Origin of the sequence: Paenibacillus pinihumi DSM 23905 = JCM 16419 (assembly GCF_000422505.1) — a bacterium.
Classification (GTDB): Bacteria; Bacillota; Bacilli; order Paenibacillales; family Paenibacillaceae; genus Paenibacillus_D; species Paenibacillus_D pinihumi.
On sequence record NZ_AULX01000012.1, the window covers coordinates 250,580 to 273,352 of the forward strand.

Consider the following 22,773-nt stretch of genomic DNA (forward strand, 5'->3'; position numbering starts at 1 on the left):
GGAGTGGAAGGCGTGTTTCAATCCCTACAAAAATGGAATCGCAAGGCCAGAAAATGGCTGTGGCTGCTGACGATTGTTGGTGTACTGGCGGCTATGCCGATCGGGTATTTGCGAGTGCAAATGGAAGATACATCCAATGAAGTTGAATTTATATTCAACTATAAGGATCTACTGCAAATTTCGGCCTATCAGGGCAATCCGCAAGCATTCACTGCCGAGCAGCTCGATCATTTGAAGGAAGCGGGCATCGGGACGATGGCGGTTTTTGAAAGCACGCTGGATGAGCTTAGCCTCGCCAGACGGCTGACGATTTACAATTCGTCCCAGATCGCTACTTTGCAAAACAAAACAGCACCCTTGAATGAAAATTATACGTATGTCCTGTTTGCCGACGCACCGACCAGACAATCGCTTTCATCCATGATTGAATATGTGTTCGAGCGTTCTGGCATCAATGTAACGCCATGGACTTTTGACGAGCGCGAAGGCTTGATTATTGAGACGCCTGTGGAGAATGCGGTTGTGAAAAGAATGCCTCCTGACCCGATTGCTTTGCAGAATTTGCATGACAGAGGCTTCCAGTTGCTGCCGCGTCTGTCTGACCGGACCAGACCCTATGATGCAGAGCTTGTTGAGCGTATGCTCCAAAGTTTCCAGGACCTTGGCATTACCCGTATTTTGTTTGACGGAACTGCGGTTCCGGGCTATGAGGATCATGCCGCTGATAAAACTTTGAATGCCTTTGCAGAACAGCTTAATAAGCATGGAATGGGAATTGCTGCAATTGAGAATCTGAAGGCTCCGCAAAAGGGATTTAACCTGCTGGCCAATTTGACCCATTATAATGTGGCAAGGCTGTATTCATTATCCGATGCAGATGCAATGAATCTGACTCCTGATGTTATTGCTGACCGGTTCCTGCTGGCAGCAAAGGATCGGAACATCCGGATGTTTTATATTAATGGCCAAGTGCTGCGCAGTGTGGACAAAGCTGCCATTATTAACTCGCTTGACAATACGTACCATGCATTAAAAGGAGATGAAGATGTTAAAGGCGCTGTTGCGCAGCTTGAACAACAGGGTTTCAAGAATGGTACAGCAAAAGCATTCAAGTATGACAATCCGTCTTGGACCAAGCCATTCAAGGCTGTCGTTGCTCTTGGAGCGGTAGCTCTGATTGCATTGCTAATTGGACAATTCATCCCTGTGCTGCTGCTTCCTTCGTTCTTCATCGGTTTAATTGGGAGTGCGGGCTTGTTCGTACTATCCCATTCCGTACTGGAGCAGGGACTTGCTCTTGGCGCGGGCATCGCTGCGCCTACATTGGCTCTAATCTGGGCTTTGGGCCGTGTACGCTTGCATACAGAGGGTGACTTGCGAATGGTCGGAGGACCATGGAGAGGGAAAAGCGAGAACAGTGATGCGCTGTTTGGCGGACAATGGGTATTTGAGGGGCCGCGTGCTACCCGCCGTCTGACCATGGCAATTGGACTGTTTGTTTCCACTTCAATTATTTCTTTGTTGGGAGTGCCTTTTGTTTTTGGCCTGCTCAACAACATTACTTATAGTCTCGTGCTGCAGCAATTCCGCGGCGTAAGTCTGCTTCATCTGGCGCCGATTGCGCTTGTGGCGTTGTACCTGTTCCTTTACACAGGCACGCAATCCGTTTGGACGAATATCCGCAAGCTGCTTTCTCTGCAGATTACGGTGCTATGGGTAGTTGCTGCGGGCATATTGGGTGCTGTTGGCATGTATTACCTTTCCAGAACGGGGAACTCCGGCCAGGCCACCGGCTTGGAAATTATGTTCCGCAACCTGCTGGAGACAACAATTGGCGTTCGTCCAAGATTCAAAGAATTTTTATTTGCGCATCCATTGTTCCTGCTTGGTCTGTTCCTTTCCCTGAGATATCGTGTTGCATGGATTCTGTTTATTGTAGCTTCTATCGGGCAGTTGTCTATGGTTGACACGTTTGCGCATATTCATACACCTTTGTATATTTCCTTCATTCGAGTGCTGCTCGGACTGGGAATCGGGGCGATTATCGGGCTGGTCTTCATCGGCGTGTGGCAGCTTGTGGAAGGGGTTTGGCGTAAATGGGTACCGAAGATGGGCAAGTCTTCCGTATAGCGATTTCCGGTTATTACGGCTTTCGCAATAGCGGTGACGAAGCAGTGCTGAAATCGATCCTCCTGGCGCTGGACAACTGTGCACAGGAGGCGGGTATTCGCATCCAGCCAGTTGTGCTCTCCATTGATCCTGAGTCGACCGCTGGCATGTATGGTGTCGAAGCTGTACACCGGATGCGGCCGAAAGATGTCATTGCTGCATTGAAGGGCAGCGATGGATTAATTAGCGGCGGCGGCAGCCTCTTGCAGGATGCAACCAGCGCAAAGACGATTCCTTACTACGCTGGAATTATTAAGCTTGCCCAGTGGCTGGGCAAGCCGACCTTTATCTATTCACAGGGTGTTGGCCCTGTGAGCCGCGGCTGGATGAACCCGCTGATTCGCAGTGCAATGAAGGGTAGCCGTTATATTTCGGTCCGTGATCAGGAATCCGCCGGGCTGCTGGCCGGGATTGGCGTTCCCCAGAGCCGGATTGAGGTTGTTCCTGATCCGGTAATGGGTTTGCCGCTTCCGGGACAGAAGAAAGCCGGAGCAGGCGGAATTAGGAGCGGGCAGGAGGCTGAGGGGCGCCAGCCGATTATCGGAGTCTCTCTGCGCTTCTGGCGCAAGGACCGGGCCGATTTGGACAGAATTGCGGACGCCCTCGGAGAACTGCTTCAGGCCAAGGATGTGCAGTTGAGGTTCTTGCCTTTTCACACTCCTGACGATGCGGAAGCATCGGCTTATGTCATAGAGAAGCTGGGAAGTATTGGAGTTGGAAGAACAGAGATCCGGGAGGTAGGGGATGACCCGCAGCGTATGCTGCAGGAGGTCAGCCAGTTGGATGTGTTGCTGGGGATGAGGCTTCATGCGCTTATCTATGCGGCGAATACTAAGGTTCCGCTGCTCGGTATCTCTTATGATCCGAAGATTGACCAGTTTCTTGGGCGTCTGAAATCAAAGCCGGCAGGAACAACGGAAGCTCTGGATCCGGCTGAGTTTACAGCGTCTGTATCCGCCTTGATCGAAAATCCTGCTGGATGGGTCAGCGATAAAAATGATATAATTGACAAATTGAAACAAGAATCGCGTCAGCCAGCTATACAAATCGTGCAATATTTGCGTCAAATGAAGAGGTGACAAAGCATCATGAATTCGAGCTCCATTTCCGGGATGCCGGAAGGACAAGCAAACCATAATGATACGTCAAATCAGCAAACTCCGGTTGTACCAATATTTGGCGTTCCATTCTCGCGCATGAATATGGATGAGACAGTACATTATTTAACTGAATCCATACAACAACGCCGGGTCACTCAAGTCATAACGGCAAATCCCATTATGATTATGATGGCGCTTGAAAGTCCAGATTATTACCGGGTCATGGAACAAGCAGAACTCATCGTTCCTGATGGTGCAGGAGTTGTATGGGCTGCAGGTTACGTTGGCATGCCGGTAAAGGAAAGGGTAGCCGGCTTTGATTTGCTTCACAGGTTGATGCAAGTTGGCGAGGAGAAGCGCTGGAGGGTGTATTTGCTGGGCACATCTCAAGAGATTATTGAGGAAACAGCATCCCGTCTGCAGCAGAAGTACCCTCTCGTTCAAATTGCCGGTTATCATAACGGTTTTTTTGGAGAAGCAGAGGATGAGGAAGTTATTGCCAAGGTTAAGGAAGCCGGTCCTGATCTGTTGTTTGTGGCAAGAGCGGCAAATAACCAGGAGCCCTGGATTTATAAACATAAAGAAGCGCTTGGCGTTCCGGTTGTCATGGGTGTCGGAGGAAGCTTCGATATCATCTCCGGCCGTCTCAAGCGGGCCCCGCTGATTTTTCAAAAGCTCCGACTGGAATGGTTGTATAGGCTGATTCAGGAGCCGAGACGATACAAAAGAATGCTTGCGCTGCCGAAATTTGTAGTGAAAGTGGTGCGAGAGAAAGAAAACGTCACAAAACGTTGGCCAACTCCGTGAAAAACGCTTGAAAATGATTAAAATAGCGTGAAAACGGCATTGGAGTTTCTTTTTGAATCGGGGTATAATTCAATCCGGTAGAACCAAAAGGAGAGTTGGAAATGTCAGTGAGCTTTCTTTATCTTTCAGGCTTTGCTATTGCACTTGTATTAGCTCTTGTTCTTACACCGCTTGTTAAAAAATTTGCATTTGCAGTTGGGGCCATTGATAAGCCCAACCACCGTAAAGTTCATACCCGCATTATGCCGAGACTTGGCGGACTTGCCATCTATGTAGCTTTTGCAGCAGGGCTTTTAGTTCTTCTTCCGTTCGCCCCTGAAGGGCTGTTCGACAGTTCGGACATGAACCTGATCCGCGCCATGCTTGCCGGAGGCACGTTGATCGTATTGATCGGCGCACTGGATGACCGCTTTGAACTATCTGCGAAGGTCAAGCTTGCAGGCCAGCTTGTGGCTGCTTGCATCGTTGTATTCGGCTTTGATGTGAAAATCAACTTTGTGAACATTCCGTTCGGGGGATCGATGCAATCGATTGCCGAATGGATTAGTATACCGCTTACGATTTTCTGGATTGTTGGTGTTACCAATGCAATCAACCTGATTGACGGACTTGATGGCCTGGCTTCAGGCGTATCAGGAATTGCAATTGGGACCATTTTGATCATGGCGACTCTGATGGGATTTGAGCCAATCATTCTGATGAGTGCCTTACTGCTTGGCGGCATTGTCGGATTTCTGTTCTTTAATTTTCATCCTGCAAAGATTTTCATGGGAGATTCAGGCTCGTTGTTTCTTGGGTTCAGTCTGGCTATGATGTCTATGCTGGCATTTAAGCAAATTACGATTGTTTCTTTTGTGACGCCGCTGCTTATTATCGGAGTGCCGTTATCGGATACATTCTTTGCAATTGTAAGGCGTCTGATTAACAAGAAGCCGATTTTTGCTCCGGATAAAGGCCATTTGCATCACTGTCTCCGCGAGCTTGGGTTTAGCCATCGCAAGACGGTGCTGATCATTTACGCCATTGCCGCATTCTTCGGCGCTTGTGCGATTGTGCAGGCTGTCGTAATCCGCTCGGATGCGGGAGGCTGGGTAACCTTTGTCGTTGTATGTGTATTAGTGTTCGGCCTGCAGATTGGAGCCGAACTGATCGGTATTGTAGACAAGTCAAGAAGGCCTCTTATTAACTTTATCCAGCGTACGCTGCTGAGAGTGGATACACAGTCGCGTTCGAAATAAGAACACAAATTATAGGATGACTGCTGTAAGCGATGAGCTTGCAGCAGTTTTTTTGTATTTCCCTTCAATTTTCGACATATTGAGCCGATAACAAACCTATAGAAATGTGAGTAGAAAAATCTACAAACCAGGGAGGACAATGTGTTGAAGAAGGCTTTATCTATTTTGCTGACGATTGCGCTGATTATTACGTTGCTGCCGCCATCCGCTCCGATTGCCCAAGCAGCAGGAGCGAATAATTTCACCTTTGTAAACGAGCAGTATTCCCCAAAATCTGCCCGGATTACAACAAATGAGCGGGTAAATTTGAACGGGACGATTAATAATGTTATCGGGAGTACGATCTCATACAGTGTGTATCAGATCAACCTCTTGGGTGATGAAGAGCAGGTTGTAAATTCCAATGAGAATCAGACTTCGAACATTACACTTAGCGGCAATTCAATTGCTGTGTATAACCTGCAGCTGTTCCCTGGTTTGAACCGGATTACGTTCAAGGGAACACAAGGGAACTCGGATGTATCCGACTCCATTTATATCGAGTATCGCAACAGCCCGACCCTGTACAATCTTGTGGCCAGCCTTGACGGCCTGCAATATGAAATTCAGGAAGAAGGAACGACAGTTCTTCACTCGGTACCTTCCCAAGGCAAAGCAAGCACGGATATCAGCATTACCGGCCGTGCACCAAACGCGGACAAGGTAACTGTAATTGTGAACAACAAGAGCTATACCTATTCTGTTAACAGTACAACCAACTGGAGCTTTATTGCTTCCCCCGTTAACGTTCGTAAAGGTAAGAATACAATTACCATTCGTGTCTTCAATAAAAATCAGTTCGTCGAGACGGTTCGCGACGTAGCTTTTTATAATGGGCAGGTTACGTTTTATGATTTGAATCTGACCACTGCGACAGATTCAGCAAGTCTGGAAAGAAATCCTAACTTTTCAGTCGATGGCAACGATAACATTACTCTCAAGGGTAAAGCTATTGTACCGGTGGTTTATGATGCACAGACCGGAACATATAAGCCTTCCATCGCGGAAGCTGATTTGAAGTACCGCAGAACTACCAATGGGGCTTATACCGCTATTCCTGTGGTTACACATGAGCCGGGATATACGCCTACACCGTCTACCCGATTTATGACACTGCCTTTCGAGATTAATTTGGGGACAGCCGGTTCAGCTTCTTTACCGTTCGATACGCTGCAGTATTTTCAATTTCAGGGAATGAACGTTGCCAAAGTTCCTGCTGGCACAGATACATCGGATTTGTATACATTCCGGCTTCGCAATAAAGGGCTTGCTTTTATTGAAGAAGTTAAGTATTTGCCTGGTTTCACACGCTCAACGTCAGATGCCCAGCTTGAGGGAATGCAGGGCTCGGATATGAAAAATTCAGATATTTTCTCTCTTCCAGTCGGGGTTGAACTGGTTATTGGCAACCCGGAGTCTGCTGGAAATCTCGAGAATTTGATGAGAATAAAAAGCATTACAGACTCGACCGGAAAAAAATATACAGAGCAGGATGCCGTTAAGAAGTATGAATATGAGCAAAGAAAGGTGCATTACTTCACCGTTAAAAATGTAGACGGGGTTGAGAAGCAATACGCCAGGGTGTTTGTCCAGATTAACAAACTCCCGTCCACAGGCAAGCAGACTCTGAACTTTGTCTTGGACAGTGCCGGACAGGCTACAACCGATGAATTCCCTGTCCCGATAACTTTGCTGTACGGTCCTTATGCCAAATTTGAGACGATCTATGACGGCATGCAGTTGAAATTTGATACAACTTTGCAAGACTCCAAAGGAGAAGCGATTATTACGGACGAATTTGGCAGCTTTAAAGGTGAGCTCCTGAACATTGCCAATAGCAATGATATCCGTTACGAGTCTGCTAATGGGGAGACACAGACTGTATTTTTCTATGTGAATAATACGCAAATCCCGCTTGAGGTAGATACTGAAGACAATGATAACAACAATAAAGCTAAATTCAAGATCAAAACGGATGCAGTGAAAGCTGCCTATGATGCTTTGTACAAATCTGGTGACAACAATATTCGTATTGTTTTCCGCACCAATAAGAATAATTACCAGCGGGACATTAAGATAACACTGATCCCTACAAATTTGCCGGTCATTCCAGCGCCAAATACAGAAGGTGTATTTCCTTATTCGGTTAACTATAATGACCCAATGCCGAATGACCCGAATTTTATATTGAACGGTAATGTTTATACAACTAAAGAGGCAAGAGCAAAAATCTATGGTACGTTTGGATTCATTGATCTGGGAAGTACGGTTGATGGAGTCAATGCAAAACGGGATGGACTTGGGGACCAAAAGAAAAATTACCGGCTCAAAATCACAAGTGCAGGCAAAAAGGATATTGTCTGGACTTTGGATAATCAGCTGGTAACGAAATCAACAAACTCCAATGAGAACAATCAAATTTTAGCAGGCGACACGGTAGAGAATATAACCGTCTTGTATGATCTTGAGAAACAAAGCTTTGCCTTTATGCTGCCTGCACAGGATCTTCCGAGTGACGGAAGTCCGCTGGTATACAATATCTATGTATATAACAGTGGGGAGAATGGGCCGCGTGCCAGCTACAGGCTGGAAATTAATCCGACAACCATTCCATACACTGTACTTGCTCCAATTAGAGAAAAACGAATTTTGAACCAGAACTATGTGGAGGTAATTGTTAATTCTCCGGGCGCGGAGACTATGACGATTAACAAAGTGCCTGCAAAGAAAGTAACGTTCCGTGATTATAATGATATGGTGAATGGCGAACCAAGACTGATTCCTGCCTTTAGTGCACACGTAACCAACCTGAAAGCAGGCAAGGATAATAAAATTGACATTGTGATTACCCGTGGAAAGGATAAAATAACGGATTTCTTCAATGTTAAATATGTGCCGGAGAATATTCCAGGCGGGCAAATGCTGCAAAAGATGGCATCATCCCATAAGGTATTTGATAACAAGCTGACGCTTTCTTTCACTAAGGGAACAAATTTAATTCGTCCGGATTATAATTTGCCGGAAAATTTGAAGGGACAGGTATATGAAGGCAATAACCTGTTGTTTGCAATAGCAAACCCTGAGGATGGTGTTGTTGACCGGCATGATTATGAGACAGTTCCAGCTAACTATGACCTTGATCTGTCTTTAGGCAAAATTTTATTTTCGGCGAGCTTCCCTCAGCGCTTTATCAAGTCCAGTCCGGTTTACTGGATTGATGCGGGCCAGGCAGATGATCCTGCGACAGATAAAGTATATGATCCTGTGACTTATGGTTTTGATCCTTATCCGTTCTCTGTCATTGACGGCGAGTCGAAGCCTTATTATTTCAACCGGCCGAACAACAGGGAGGTCGTACCTTCCAAACGTGGAACGCTGACGTTGTCTTACGATCCTAGCATCCGTCAAAGCGGCGGAGTTCTGGTGACTGTATTCCGTTTTGATTACTACACCCAGCAGTGGGAAAATATTGGCGGAGTAGTAGACGACAAAAAGAATACGATTAAAGTTCCTTTTGATAAATTCGGTTACTATGTGGTTGCTAAGCTGTCATACGGGTTTAATGATGTAACAGATCATCCTTACGGCAGAGAATCAATGGAAGCTATTTATGCTAAAGGGGTTATGAATGCAGTTGATCCAAGCGGTTCTTTTGGCGGGGATCAATATGTTACCCGTGCGGAGTTCTCAAGAATGCTGGTTAGAGCGCTTGAAATGAAGCTCAGTTATGACGGACCTACTCATTTTGTAGATGTCCCTAACTTGGGCAGCGGTATAAATATGGAGTCTCTATGGGATTATCGTTATGTGGAGACCGCAGCACGCGCTGGCATCATCCGTGGCACCCAGCCGAGAGTGTTTGATCCGGAGTCTTCTATTATCAGACAGGATGCTGCTGTAATGCTTGCCAAGGCACTCAATATGAAACTGGAGACGGATGCATCCAAGGTGAAGTCTGCCCTGCAAAAAGCATTCATGGATGAAGGAACCATGGACTTCTATGCTGCCCCATCCATCTTGGCAATTCAGAAGAAAGGCTTTATTCAGGGATCCCCTGTAGATATCAATGATCCGAAGCGGGGGTATGTATTCCAGCCTAAAGCCCGGTTGCTGAGAAGTGATGCTGCGATTATTATCGCTAAAGTAATGGCTGATCAGAAGAAGCTTCCTAAATTGTTGAGTTAATAATCAGAAAATGGGCCTAATTACGAAGCGGCACGATGCCGCTTCGTAATTTTTTGCAATCAGTATGTGTTTTGAGGTATAATGAAATAATGACGTCGAATCTATCATATAGAGGACAGGCTGCTATATACGAAGTATAAACAAGCAGACAAGCTTCGACAGTTTGAAACAATCCCCATGGAAAATGTTTAATATCGACGGAATGGGATAACAGGGTTATACTGAAATTCGTTCCATGTACATACGTAAGGCGTGAGCAAAGGGCTGATTTGACAGGCTGAAAAAGATTTTTTAAAACTTTTTTCAAAGGGTCGCAACTTTTCGCGAAATGCTGCGTTTAAATACATGTAGAAACGAGGCAGAGGATTGGAGACATAATTCCTGAATGGGAAATGTTCGATAATACTTAGGAAAATTCTACTTTACGCTGGATATTAGCCATTGTATAATGTTATAGTGATCTAGCGAATCTGCCATTTTTTTCTTCTTGTGTTTACGAGTTTCTGCGACATGTTATTACAAGGGTTAAACATGACAGCAGACATTATTTAATACTATCGCGCTCAACTCTGGGAAGGGGGTGAATCGGCCGATGAGGGAAACGAGCCATTCATTAAGCAATTATCAAAACTCTCAACAACCGAAGCATTTTAGAGGAGGAGAAAAAAAGGTTATGAAGAAAAGTTTATCTTTGCTAGTAGCCATCGCTATGGTGTTTTCTATGTTTGCATCTGTAGCGGCTGCAGCAACATCCGAAGCTGGTAAAAAGCTGGAAGGTTACGGCGTAATTAAAGGTAACCAAAACGGCGATCTTCTGGAGGACGAAAACTGGTTGCGTCAAGACGTAGCTGTTTTGATCTCCCGTCTTGCTGGTAAAGAAGACGAAGCTAAAGCAACTGCAAAAACTCACACGTTCACAGATGTTCGTGGTACTTTCTACAACGGATACATCTCTTGGGCTAAAGACAACAACTTCATGCAAGGTAATTCCGCAACTAACTTTGGTTTTGACAACCAAATTACTTACAAAGAGTTCGCAACAGTTATCCTTCGCGCTCTTGCAGTAGACACTTCTGACTACTCCAAAATCGGCGAACTGGCTGTTAAAGCTGGCATCATCGGTTCTGACCTGAACATCGATGAGAAAGCAAAACGCGGTGTAACTTATGACATCGTTGTAACTGCTCTTGACAAAGATGTTGCTGGAACTGGAAAAAAATTGGGTGAAGTTCTTGGACTGCCTGGTTATGTAGTACCAGCTCCTGCAATTGATGTTAAAGCTAACTCCGTTAAAGAAGTAACTGTAACTTTCAACAAAGAGATCGACACTGCTAAAGCGAAATTCGAACTGAAGCGTGGATCCGTTACTGTAGCTGTTGATAAAGTTGTTTTCTCTGACGACAAAAAAGTAGCTAAACTGCAACTGGCTAACAAGCTGGTAGCTGGTGACTACACTGTAGTTGCTAAAGAAGCTACTGATGCTGAACTGTCTGCGACTTTCTCTGCTGAGAATGAAAAAGTTGCTAAAATCGAGCTTGTGGGCGACAAATTTGCTCTGGGCACAAAAAACACTGGTGATGTGAACAACCAAGAGATCGAAATTTCTTACAAAGTTACTAACCAATATGGTGACGATGTAACAAGAAACTATGGAAGCAGCATCAACTTCCAGTCTTCCAAAGGTTTTGTGAAATCTCAATCCAATGGTAAATTGGTATTGGCTCTTGATGACAAAACCAATATGTCTTACCAAATCACTGAGAAAGTATATGTTTCCGGTAACTACAACAGCGGAAGCAACAATGTATTCTTCAACGATACATTGGAAGTTGGTACACAATCCCGTGTAGATGTTGTAACTGTTAAAGAACTGTACCATCCAGATGGCAAAACCATCTCTGCTGGTTCTACTTTCTCTGAGTTCACAATTCTTTTCGAAGCTAAAGACCAGTACGGTAACCTGATTACTGATCTGAACAAGCTGAAAAAAGATCTGAGCGTTTATGTTTCTAACCAATCTATCTTTGACATTGCGAAAGAAAGGGATAACAATGTTCCTGATTTCGTAAATGATCAAGGTAAAAACAAAGATCAAATCGGTATCAAACTGAGCAAAAACAACCTCAGCAACTTTACACAAGAAGGTACGAATACTGTAATTTTCAATTCTATCTTCACTGGTAAACAAACTAAGTTTGATGTAGAAGTTAATAAAGGTACTGCTGTTCAAAGCATTCAACTGGAAGCTCCAACGAATGTAGCTGTAGGAGACAAAAAAGTTAAAGTTAACTTTACAGCTCTTGATGGCAACGGCAACCAAGTAACTAAATTTAAAGACTTGGATAAAAAGATCACACTGAACTCTTCTTTCGGTGCTGAGACGTTTAAACTTGTTGAAAACACACTGAATGGTAATGCTGAACTGCAACTTGATGTTTCTAAAGCTTCCCAAGGCGTTTACACCATCTTTGCTTATGTGAACAACAATGGTAGCAACCAAGCTTCTGCACAAGTTAATGTTGCAGCTGCTCCAAAACCTAACGACATCAAAAAAGTAGATGTTGATCGCAACAAAGTTTTGGATGGCAATTCTGCTTCTTTCGAAGTATCTACTTCCAAAATTAAAATTGTTGACAACTTGTCCCGTGATTGGGATCTGAAAACTGGATACGAACTGACTCTTGAGCAATTAAGCGGTGGAGAAGGTTACGATGTTCAAAATGCAGATAAAGATGGTAACAAATATGTTATCGGTAAAGACACTAAAGTTGTAGTAACTAAAGCTGGTTCTGCTCGTTTCAGAGTTACTCTGAAAAGCACAACTACTGACAACAATGTTGAACTGACTCAAGATTTCACAATCTCGACTGCTGATCTGAAAGATCTGGATAATTTCTCTGTTGAGAAAGTTTCCAAATTCTTTGGTGGTCAAAACAGCCCTCATAAAAAAGAAGTAAAAGTTTTCGGTACGTACAATGGTGAGAAATATCAATTGGCTAGATCCCAATACGATGTTATCGTTCCATCTGCTGATAACTTCAAATATGAGGATGGTAAAATCGTAGTAGTTGGTACTGGCTACAACTTTGGTCCAACAACTGAGACTAAAGAAGCAACAGTTAAGTACACAGTACAAGTTAAAAACGAAAACCACAAATTGCTTTCCGAAGAATTTGTAGTTTCTAACGAAAAAATTAAGATCTCTAGAGTTGAATTCAAGTCTGACAACAACTACAAAGGCGAAAACGGTACAGTAACAATTAATGTTACTAAAGGTGCAACTTTCACTAACCTGAAAGATGTATTCGATAACGCCCTGAAATTTGTTGACAACTACGGTAGCGACTACAAATACGACCCAACTATCACATCCGTATTTGGTGGAGCTGCTAACAAATTCAACAAAACTACTGGTGCTGCAAGCGAAATTACAGCTACACTGGCAGTTGGCGACAAGTTCAACGTAAACTACAATGTTGATGGTGCAGAGCCTGCATCTATCACTGTAGAAGTTGAGTAATTAAAGAAAGGAAGCCCTTCGGGGCTTCTTTTTTTGTTTTTCAAATGAGTTAAATCCAGATTTCGTGAAACTTTTCGCCTTTTTTTTCGTCTATATATATAGCTAGTTTTATACAAAGGAGAATTAATGGATGAAAAAACTGGGTAGGTACACATGCACGGTAGCACTGGCCGCAAGTCTTCTTATATCAGATCCATCACAGCTTATACATGCCGCTAATACGGCGGCCAAAACGACAACGACACAAACCAAACAAACGAATACAATTAAAGCCTTCGCAGGTACTAAGCTGAAGACCTTTAATATTACTTCCAAAAGCTATATTGAAATTAGTGATGTATTATTCCAATACAGCAATAATGAAAAGATTGTGCATTATACGGTAACTGTACATAACAAGGACAATAAGAACCTTGATTTTATGGATTACTGGGTTGACGTTATGGACACTAGCGGCTCTAAATATTCAGTTCAAGCCAACCCTGGCAATAGCAAGTCGAATCGTGTCGCTCCACAGTCCTCACAGACCTTTAAGTTTTATGCGAAAGTAAATCCTAAACTGAACTACTACAATTTGAAATTCAAACTGATTAAATGGGACTTTAGCATGCCCAACTACGAGCGTGTAATTGGCGAAGCTCGTGTCACATCCAAGTACGCCAATGTGGTACCGTCCAACCAATATTATGTATTAACAAAAGGCACAGAGAGAATCAGAACGTATCTGCAGCCGGGTTCAAGATTTAATTTGGGTGATACGACACAGTTCCAAACAACCTTCCAGTTGGAGAACTCGGGCAGCTTTGTGAAGAATGTCTCTGAATACCAATTTTATATGAAAACCAAAGCAGGCAATATTGTAAAGCTAAATACCGATATTACTGCTGATCAGAAACTGGAATCTGGTAAAAAGCTGGATGTTTTGCTCTCTGGAGAGGTAAAGTCCAATGTAGATCTGAATGGTGCACAACTGTTTGTTACGCAAACTGAAGGCGAAGCAAAATTCGAATCTCCAGTAGCAAACTACGCGATGACTTGGCAAGCTGCAAGCAATATTATTGCTGAAGTCAACAAGACCAAGAGCATCAAAATTGATGGTGTGCAAGTTGAAACTGGTATTGAGTACAGTTACGTAGATGAAGGCGAAAAGCAAAACGAAGTTTCTGTAACATTAAAGTTTACAAATAAGGGAAGCAAAGCAATTAAGCTTCCTAAATATTCATTTGATTTGCTCAGTTCAGGTGGAGTCAGATATCCGGCAATCCCTGAAGCTGAGGAAATTGAACTTGTACCAGGAATTCAAAAAGAATTGATTTTGACAGGAAAAGTACCTGTAGGCGATGCTTCTAAATCTTGGACTTTGCTCGTACAACAACCGAAAGAAGAAAATAAAACTTCCGGTTACGTACTGACTGGATTCAAACTGCCAACGGTTAAAACTGGAGACTCACAAGCATCTTTAATTAAACAATATCAAAACGAAAATAGTAAATATGAAATTGCTATTATGGATACCGAAAGACTGCCATGGGGCGATCAAGATATTGTTAACGTCTACGTGGAGATTCGTAACAAAGGTGAGAAAGAGCAACTGATTCCGGATATGAAAAGCACATTGAAAATGAATGGTGCTGCACTGGATGCCAAGGATGTCTCCATCGTCAAACTTGACAATCAGATTTTGATTCCTGCAGGTGAAAGCATTAGATATGTAATCAGCACTAAAGTTCCATATAGCTATAAATTTTCTAAAATGAGCCTTGTCCTGAATGACCAGCTTGAAGAGAAGAAAATCAGAACGATGGGACAATTCACCATTAACGAGCTTACTCCTGTGAAATACGTACGAAACACGTACAACCTGGATTCTAAAGGGCGTAAGGCTACGCTAGATTTGGAAAATTCCTATCGCTTTGAAGATAAAAATTCAAGCATGTATTATGTTGAATTTAGTTATTCAAACAAGGAAGACCGGATTTCTGAATTGCCTGTATTGAAGGGATATTTCAAAACTCAAGACGGAAAATACATTGAAGCAGAGGTCCAAAATGTGAAATCCAAATTGAGTCCTACCGGCAAAGCGCTGTTTATTGCCTCAGCTCAAATTCCAAAATCCTATGATGGAGAAGGCTTGCAATTTATCGCTGGTGAGGCAATTACAGCCGGGAAATACTCCACAATTGAGGACAAACCAGATAGCTACATTAAAGGCGGTTCCTTTAATGTACCTGTTGCAATTAATCAAGTAAGCGACAAATTCGAGGATATGAAAATCAATCCTTATACCCTGACCCTGGAGAAGGTTGATGCAGGGATTTCCGGAAATTCAGCCTTAACGTTGGACCTCAGATATACTCTGACAGATAGCAAGAAATATGAAGTGAATGAAAACAAAAAGCAGCTTCTGTTTGAAATTAATGATGGCAACACTACCTATGAGCAGATTGTAGAATTTGAAGGTGAAAAAGGACTTGTTGTAGGTAAAAACCAACAACGCAAAATTGAATTTACCGGTCCAAACATCTCCCGTGTTCTGTACAACGGATATAAGCTCAATGTATACGAATATCATAATGGCCACAAAAAACTGCTTGCCTATAAAGATTACAGCCGGTTCTATGTGTCCCAAAATAACAACAACAATAATCCAAATTCCTAGGGGGATCAATTTTGAACAGGGTTAAACTGTTTGCAGCTATTTCCATCCTATCTGTCGGTGCTGTAATCGGTACTGTCTGGCATAGTGAGGCGATTGGAAGCCAGGTTACGCCTGGTACAGCAGAGGATCCTGTTGTAACGAAGAGCTATGTCGACCAATTATTGAAGCAAAATGGCGGCGGTTCTAATCAAAACCCGGGATCAGGGAATACTGCAGCAATGCAGGTTGTAACCGTTCCGGAAGGGAAAACCATCGTTGCAACGCAAGAAGGCACAGAGTTTATTGTCCGCTCGGGAAAGGCTTTGGCCTATAGTGAGGAGAAGGATGGCATTTCAAACTTAACCGTTGGTACGGACCTTACTAACGGTAAAGCCGTAGCCAACAATCACTTAATCTTGTCACCACGGGCTGGCCGCGGCATTGTGCCGGATGCCAAAGTAAAGAATAATAAATTGATCGTCCTTGTTAAAGGCGGGTATGACCTAAAATAAAAGAAATCCTTGCTGCACCTAGATATTTTTCCCCGGAATGTAAACAAGTTATACGCTTCGGGTAGCCGTTTCCTCCATATAATAAAGCTACAAAACCAATGGAGGTGCTAATAATGGCTACTCGAAGCAATAAAAAAGTGGTACCCGAATGCCGTCAGGTATTGGATCAAATGAAATATGAGATCGCTGCTGAGTTGGGTTTGATGATTCATTCGGCAGCACAAGCGGATACTGAGTTTGCAGGGGAAATTGGTGATGTTCCAACAGCGGGTCAAGGATATGTTCCATGGAGCCAGCTAGCTACGCGTGACGCAGGTTCTGTTGGTGGAGAAATTACAAAGCGTCTGATTGCCAGAGCCGAACAAGTGCTTGGAAGCATCCATTGACAGGAAGAAACATATCCGGTATCATACTGTCCTAGAGAGTTGTCTAACAACCTTTTCCTTTATGGAAAAGGTTCATTTTTTATGTAGGTAAAACGAACTTATAACATACTAAGGTATATGGGAGGTTGAACGGATGTCAACAAAAGGTCGCCACTTATTTACTTCTGAGTCTGTAACCGAGGGTCATCCCGATAAAATATGTGACCAAATTTCCGATGCTGTATTGGATGCTTTTCTTGAAGTTGATCCTTATGCGCGCGTAGCTTGTGAAGTATCTGTAGCCACCGGACTGGTGCTTGTTATTGGGGAAATCAGCAGCCGTGCGGATTATGTGGATATCCCGGCTATCGTTCGCCGTACGATTAAGGATATCGGATATACCCGTGCCAAGTTTGGTTTTGATGCCAGCACATGTGCGGTATTGACCTCGCTTAATGAGCAATCTGCTGATATTGCACAAGGTGTAAACGCAGCGATTGAGACGCGTGATGGCAAAGATATTCGTCAGGAAAATGAAGATATCGGTGCAGGCGACCAAGGTTTGATGTTCGGTTTTGCTACAAATGAGACTCCTGAACTGATGCCACTGCCAATCGCATTGTCACACCGTATTGCACGCCGGCTGTCAGAGGTAAGAAAGAACGGAACCTTGGAATACCTCCGTCCAGATGGCAAAACCCAAGTTACAATTGAATATGTGGAAGGCAAGCCAGTTCGTGTTGATGCTATTGTCGTTTCTACTCAGCATGCTGAGGAAATAACGTTGGAACAAATCCAAAACGATATTCAAGAGCATGTAATTAAGCCTGCTGTACCATCCGAATGGCTTGATGATGCTACAAAATATTATATTAACCCAACCGGTCGTTTTGTTATTGGCGGACCTCAAGGTGATGCCGGTCTTACAGGGCGTAAAATTATCGTTGATACTTATGGCGGCTATGCTCGTCATGGCGGTGGTGCTTTCTCAGGTAAAGACCCGACAAAAGTTGACCGTTCTGCAGCTTACGCAGCACGTTATGTAGCGAAAAATATCGTTGCGGCGGGACTTGCTGACAAATGCGAAATTCAGCTTGCTTATGCAATCGGTGTAGCCACCCCTGTATCCATTAACGTAGATACTTATGGTACTGGCAAAGTAGCAGAAGAGAAACTGGTAGAAGTGATTCGCAGTAACTTTGATCTGCGTCCTGCTGGTATTATTAAAATGCTGGATCTGCGTCGCCCGATTTATGGACAAACTGCGGCTTACGGTCATTTTGGACGTACAGATGTAGATTTGCCATGGGAGCGCGTGGACAAGGCTGACAAGCTGAAAGCGGATGCTCTGAGCTAATAAAGTACCCTCTTAGACCGTCATACATTTTAGTATGGCGGTTTATTTTATTTATGCTCTAAACTTCGCCAATTAATTAACCGAAAATATATATACAATTGTCTTTTTGGGGAGTGAGTCAGCTTTGGTTCGGAATTTAAGACGGATTTCAGTATTGCTAGTGACAGTGTTAATCGTAGAGTTATTGTTAAATATGGTATTATCAGCTCCTGTCAAAGTCGAAGCTGCGCCATCAGGACCGGTTTTGCTCGGTACCTATCCTGTTGATGACGCTGTAAATGTACCAGTAAATTCGAATCTCTCAATGACGTTTGACGAGAATGTAACCAGAGGAACCGGTTCAGCTTCCATTTCCATTCGTAAAGTAGCAGATAATCAAATTGTAAGGTCGATTTCTGCTGCTTCAGGAAGCGAAATTTCGATTAGCGGCAATATCGTAAATATTAACCTTCCATCGGGTACGCTTGAAGCAGGTGGTGATTATTACGTTCTTGTTGATGCTGGTGCTTTCCAAAACAGCAATGGGGCTAACTTTGCAGGCATCGTAAATGCGACAGCATGGAATTTCTCAGTTATATCAACAGATTCTAACTCACCATTGATTACCTCCATGTATCCGGCTTCCGGATCAGTCGTACCGATCGATACTGCACTTGAACTGGTATTTAATAAAACGGTGTATGCCTCTGCCGGGAATATTACCTTGCAAAATGAAAACACCGGGGATGTGCAGGTGATTTCCGTAACATCAAGCAATGTACAGGGAAGCGGGTCGTTTAACAGAACGATTCGGGTTACCCTACCATCTCAGTTGGCTTCTGGGAGCAGATACAACGTAGCCATTGATAATAATGCTTTTGTGGATTCATATGGCAAAGGAACAACTGCGGTTAGCGGTTGGAACTTTACTACATCAGCTCCCCCAATGGCCATGCCAAGCTTTAGCCCGTCACATAAGGAGAACGGGGTAGCGGTGAATGCGCCGCTCACGATGAGCTTCAATGCGGCTATGGTTAAAGGAAGCGGAAATATTGAAATTCGCCGAATTTCTGATAACCGTATGTTTCAAACGATTAGTGTAGGCAGCCCGAATGTACAAGTATCAGGATCCTTCGTTACAATTACGCATAATAATTTTGATGCGAATACAGGCTATTATGTCATTATGGATAGCGGCGCTTTCCGTTCTGCGGTAGGCTCTATCAGCTTCCAGGGGATTTCAGATGCTTCCACATGGAGCTTTAATACAGTAGATAGCCAAAGCCCGACAGTACGGACTCTTAGCCCAAGCCGGGGTTCAACTGCCAACGCATTGGATACCAGGCTTGAAATTACATTCGATAAAGAAGTCTACCCGAGAATAGGTAATGTAGTTATCCGCAATGCCTCCAATGACGCAGTCTTTGCTTCCATTCCTGTCACTTCTGATTTGGTTACTGGCGGTGGGACAAGTAAAATTACTGTGAATCCGGGAAGACAATTTGTTGATAACAGCTCCTATTACGTTCAAATTGGAAATCAGGCTTTCGCGGACAGCTCGGGCAACAATTATGCGGGTATTAATGACAAGTCGACCTGGACTTTTAGAGTAAATAAAGACACTTCAGCTCCACATATCGTGACTTACTCTCCTGCTAATAATGCAACGAATGTCTCCACCAGCCCGACGATGTTTGTTACGTTCAACAAGCCGATTCAACGAGGAGACGGCGTTATTACAATTAGACGTTCAGGTACAAGTTCATCCTTTTCCACTACAGCAACTGTAGATACGAATGACAACAGAAAACTAAATATCAGACCATCATCGTCGTTAATTAATGGGGTTTCGTATTTTGTAGAAATCCCGGCTGGTGCCGTAACCGATTTGGCCGGTAATAAGTTTCCAGGCATTCAAAATGAGTTTCAATGGACCTTCCGAACTGGAGTAGATACGGCAATTCCACAGCTTTCCAAGGCGGAAATGTCCGGCGGTACCCGAATTGTTCTTACGTATTCCAAAACGTTAAATGCAGCTTATGCTCCTCCTGTTTCAAATTTTTATGTAACAGTCAACGATGTTTCAAGAAATGTAACAGGTATTTCTATTAATGATAAGACAGTTACATTGTCTCTCCCGAATGGGGTCATATACGGTCAGACGGTGAAGGTGTCTTATTCCAAGGGCTCTACACCACTTCAAGACTTGTCAGGCAATCAGGCGAATAATATATCAAGTTATACGGTTACGAACTCTTCAGATACTACCTTGCCGAAGCCAACCAGCGGGACAGTCAGCAATAATACGATAACTGTTTATTTCTCTGAAGGCCTAAGTGCAATGCCTTCGGTACAGGACGCGTACAATCAATTTACTGTTTTTGTAGGTGGCAGTTCTCGTTCGATTAAAAATGTTGTGGCAGGTGGAATGGCGGCTACAATTACTCTTGATTCCATTGTTTCGGATAATGCTCCCGTTTATGTGAACTATACACCGGGTTCTTACGCGCTCCGTGATTACTATGGAAACTCTGTACAAGCCTTTAGCAATTTTTACGTCCGTAACCCGTTTGACCGGCAGCCGCCTGAGCTTCAGACATTGACAGTGAACAGCAATAAGGTGACGCTGACCTACAATAAAGGGCTTACTACGAGCCCTGTTCCAACTGCAAGCCAATTTGCCGTTCTGGTCAACCAACAAGCCAGAGGTATTACCAATGTAGAAGTAAATAATACACAAGTCATATTGACGCTGGCATCTTCAGTATCGACGAACCAAAATGTACTGGTTAGCTATGTGGTTGGTTATCCGCCAATTATCGATTTGTCGGGCAATCAAGCGCCATCCTTTTCAAATCAGGCGGCTACGCATACGACAGGTACCGGGTTATTGACCGGTGCATATGCCCAGGGGCAAAGCATCACGCTGGCCTTCTCGCAGAATTTGAACAGCAGCTATGTACCAGCGGCATCCCAATTCAATGTGAGGATTCAAGGCGTATATACCTCGGTAAACAGTGTGACTGTATCCGGGTCTAATGTGGTTCTTCAATTATCAAAAGCTATTAATTCTGGTGATGCGGTGCTTGTCAGCTATACTGGCTCTACAGGAAGCCTACGAACCTCTACAGGTACAACTGTAGGGAGCTTCACTGACTATAAAGTCACTAACGGTAATAATAGCGGAAATAACGGCAATAATCCGAACCCTGGCCAGGTAAACCTTCCAGCGGGAATGGACAATGCAGCAGCAGGCGGAATTAATATGAAAGACTCCCTTGCCACGACGAGTCTGGATATGACTCCAGCCAACCGCGCGGCCAGCCGCTATACGATTCAGACCGATAAACTGCAGGCTGCTTATGATGCGATTCTGAAAGGAAGCGGAATAGCGCCAAGAGTCCAGTTCACAGTGCCAACATCGGAGCAGGCTGCAATTGTTGCCGTATCGCTGGGCCAGCTGGAAAGTACGCAAAAGCAAATGTCCAATGCTTCATTTGCTGTCAGCTATAGAGAAATGATGTACGAAATCCCATTGAGCAGCCTGAACTTTAATGAACTTGCAAAACAGGCCGGAACCAACTCGGCTAATACGCAGCTGCTTATTCGGATTGATGCGACATCAACGATTTCGTCGTCCAGCTCACTGATGTCTATGATTAATCGTTCACCGGGCCAACTGATGACGAGCCCAGCTTACTTCCAGCTTTCTGTGCTTGGCAATGGAGCAGAAAAAACAGTTGATTCGTTGTCTGGTTATGTAACGTATACGATGAACTCGAGGATTCAATTCGATGCGAAGAAAACCTCGGCCATCTGGCTTGATCCGGAGACAGGCAAACTGTCTTATGTCCCGACCCAGGTAAAAACAGTGAATGGCGCTTCTGCTGTATCGTTTATGCGTCAGGCTGCCGGAGGTTCCTATGCGGTGATCAATGGATCTGCCAGCTTTACGGATACGGGCAAACACTGGGCAGGCAGCGATATTATTGCATTGACAGGCAAGTATATTACAGAGGGACGTACAGCAACGAAATTTGAACCGGAGAAGCCGGTTACCCGCGCTGAATTTGCCATGTTCATTGCAAGAGGCCTTGGCTTGTCCGGCGATAAAGCGGCCGGGGCGAAATTCAAGGATGTGAGTGCCTCTTCACCGATGGCAGCTTATATCGGAGCCGCGTCCAAAGCTGATATCGTCAAAGGAAATCCGGATGGCAGCTTTAAGCCGAATGATTTTATTACCCGTGAAGAGATGGCTGCCATGATCATTCGGGCAGCAGCGGTCGCCGGTGTAAAAATCGATCTGAACGGCAGCGCCGCTTCTTACTTCACCCCGTATAAGGACCGTGGAAGCATTTCAAGCTGGGCGCGTGATTCCCTGGCAAGAACAGTCGAGGCGGGCATTATTACCGGTCTGACGAAGGACACGATGGGGCCAAAAGCGAATGCAACACGGGCGCAAGCGGCGATCATCATTAAAAGAATGCTGGTTTATATTAATTTTCTTGATGCTTGACCTAACTATTAGTGATGAATAAGTTGAATGAATGATTTTCGAAGCAGGGTCGCCGTGTGAAGATTCTTCCGAAATTCGGGAACAAAGTCGAAAGCTTCGCTTCCCCAGAATTCTTTCACACTTGGGCCATACGGCTTCCGTTTGTTTTGTTCCACTTATACAGAAAAGGCTGCCGACACCATGCGGCAGTTTTTTTCTATTTAATTAAAAAATCCATAATTATTTGGTAATTCCAAGCGATGAATCCCCGTCAATTCTAAAAAACTATTAAAGTCTTCTAATTTTGCGGAACTTTTTTCTACGTTTAGAAGTCTATAACTAATAGATTTCTAGATGGGAGAGTTGCAG

General features: G+C 44.1%; 11 protein-coding genes. All 11 read left to right on the forward strand.

Translation table 11 applies throughout. From position 1 onward, the window contains the following. Positions 1-12 precede the first annotated feature (12 nt). The 11 genes from H583_RS0103535 (at position 13) to H583_RS0103585 (ending at position 22,425) form a co-directional block, all read left to right on the forward strand. A complete protein-coding gene (locus H583_RS0103535) occupies positions 13-2,130 on the forward strand; it encodes a DUF5693 family protein (RefSeq protein ID WP_028559255.1) in 2,118 nt (705 codons plus the stop codon). Beyond that, entirely contained in the window at positions 2,097-3,248 is a 1,152-nt protein-coding gene (gene csaB / locus H583_RS0103540; protein WP_028559256.1) for a polysaccharide pyruvyl transferase CsaB, read from the forward strand. Before H583_RS0103535 ends, csaB begins: the two co-directional genes overlap by 34 nt. A gap of 33 nt (positions 3,249-3,281) precedes the next feature. Next, complete coding sequence (locus H583_RS0103545) at positions 3,282-4,076, forward strand: WecB/TagA/CpsF family glycosyltransferase (protein WP_036708402.1); 795 nt, start codon at positions 3,282-3,284, stop codon at positions 4,074-4,076. Between the two features lie 101 nt (positions 4,077-4,177). Beyond that, positions 4,178-5,314 carry a glycosyltransferase family 4 protein gene (locus tag H583_RS0103550; RefSeq protein ID WP_028559258.1) on the forward strand — a complete coding sequence of 379 codons (1,137 nt, stop codon included), beginning with the start codon at positions 4,178-4,180 and terminating at the stop codon, positions 5,312-5,314. A 144-nt stretch (positions 5,315-5,458) separates the two neighbouring features. After that, positions 5,459-9,538 (forward strand): S-layer homology domain-containing protein, encoded by a 4,080-nt coding sequence (locus H583_RS0103555; protein ID WP_028559259.1) that lies wholly within the window; start codon positions 5,459-5,461, stop codon positions 9,536-9,538. Positions 9,539-10,130: 592 nt separating this feature from the next. Beyond that, on the forward strand, positions 10,131-13,058 hold the full coding sequence (locus H583_RS0103560) for an S-layer homology domain-containing protein (RefSeq protein WP_028559260.1): 2,928 nt from the start codon (positions 10,131-10,133) through the stop codon (positions 13,056-13,058). A gap of 130 nt (positions 13,059-13,188) precedes the next feature. Beyond that, on the forward strand, positions 13,189-15,717 hold the full coding sequence (locus tag H583_RS0103565) for a hypothetical protein (protein ID WP_028559261.1): 2,529 nt from the start codon (positions 13,189-13,191) through the stop codon (positions 15,715-15,717). A gap of 11 nt (positions 15,718-15,728) precedes the next feature. After that, positions 15,729-16,208, forward strand: coding sequence for a hypothetical protein (locus H583_RS0103570; RefSeq protein WP_028559262.1), 480 nt, complete (start codon positions 15,729-15,731; stop codon positions 16,206-16,208). A 113-nt stretch (positions 16,209-16,321) separates the two neighbouring features. Further along, complete coding sequence (locus H583_RS0103575; protein WP_028559263.1) at positions 16,322-16,594, forward strand: alpha/beta-type small acid-soluble spore protein; 273 nt, start codon at positions 16,322-16,324, stop codon at positions 16,592-16,594. 133 nt (positions 16,595-16,727) lie between these two features. Continuing rightward, positions 16,728-17,930 (forward strand): methionine adenosyltransferase, encoded by a 1,203-nt coding sequence (gene metK / locus H583_RS0103580; RefSeq protein WP_028559264.1) that lies wholly within the window; start codon positions 16,728-16,730, stop codon positions 17,928-17,930. A gap of 124 nt (positions 17,931-18,054) precedes the next feature. Beyond that, positions 18,055-22,425 (forward strand): Ig-like domain-containing protein, encoded by a 4,371-nt coding sequence (locus tag H583_RS0103585; protein WP_154665793.1) that lies wholly within the window; start codon positions 18,055-18,057, stop codon positions 22,423-22,425. Positions 22,426-22,773 lie beyond the last annotated feature (348 nt).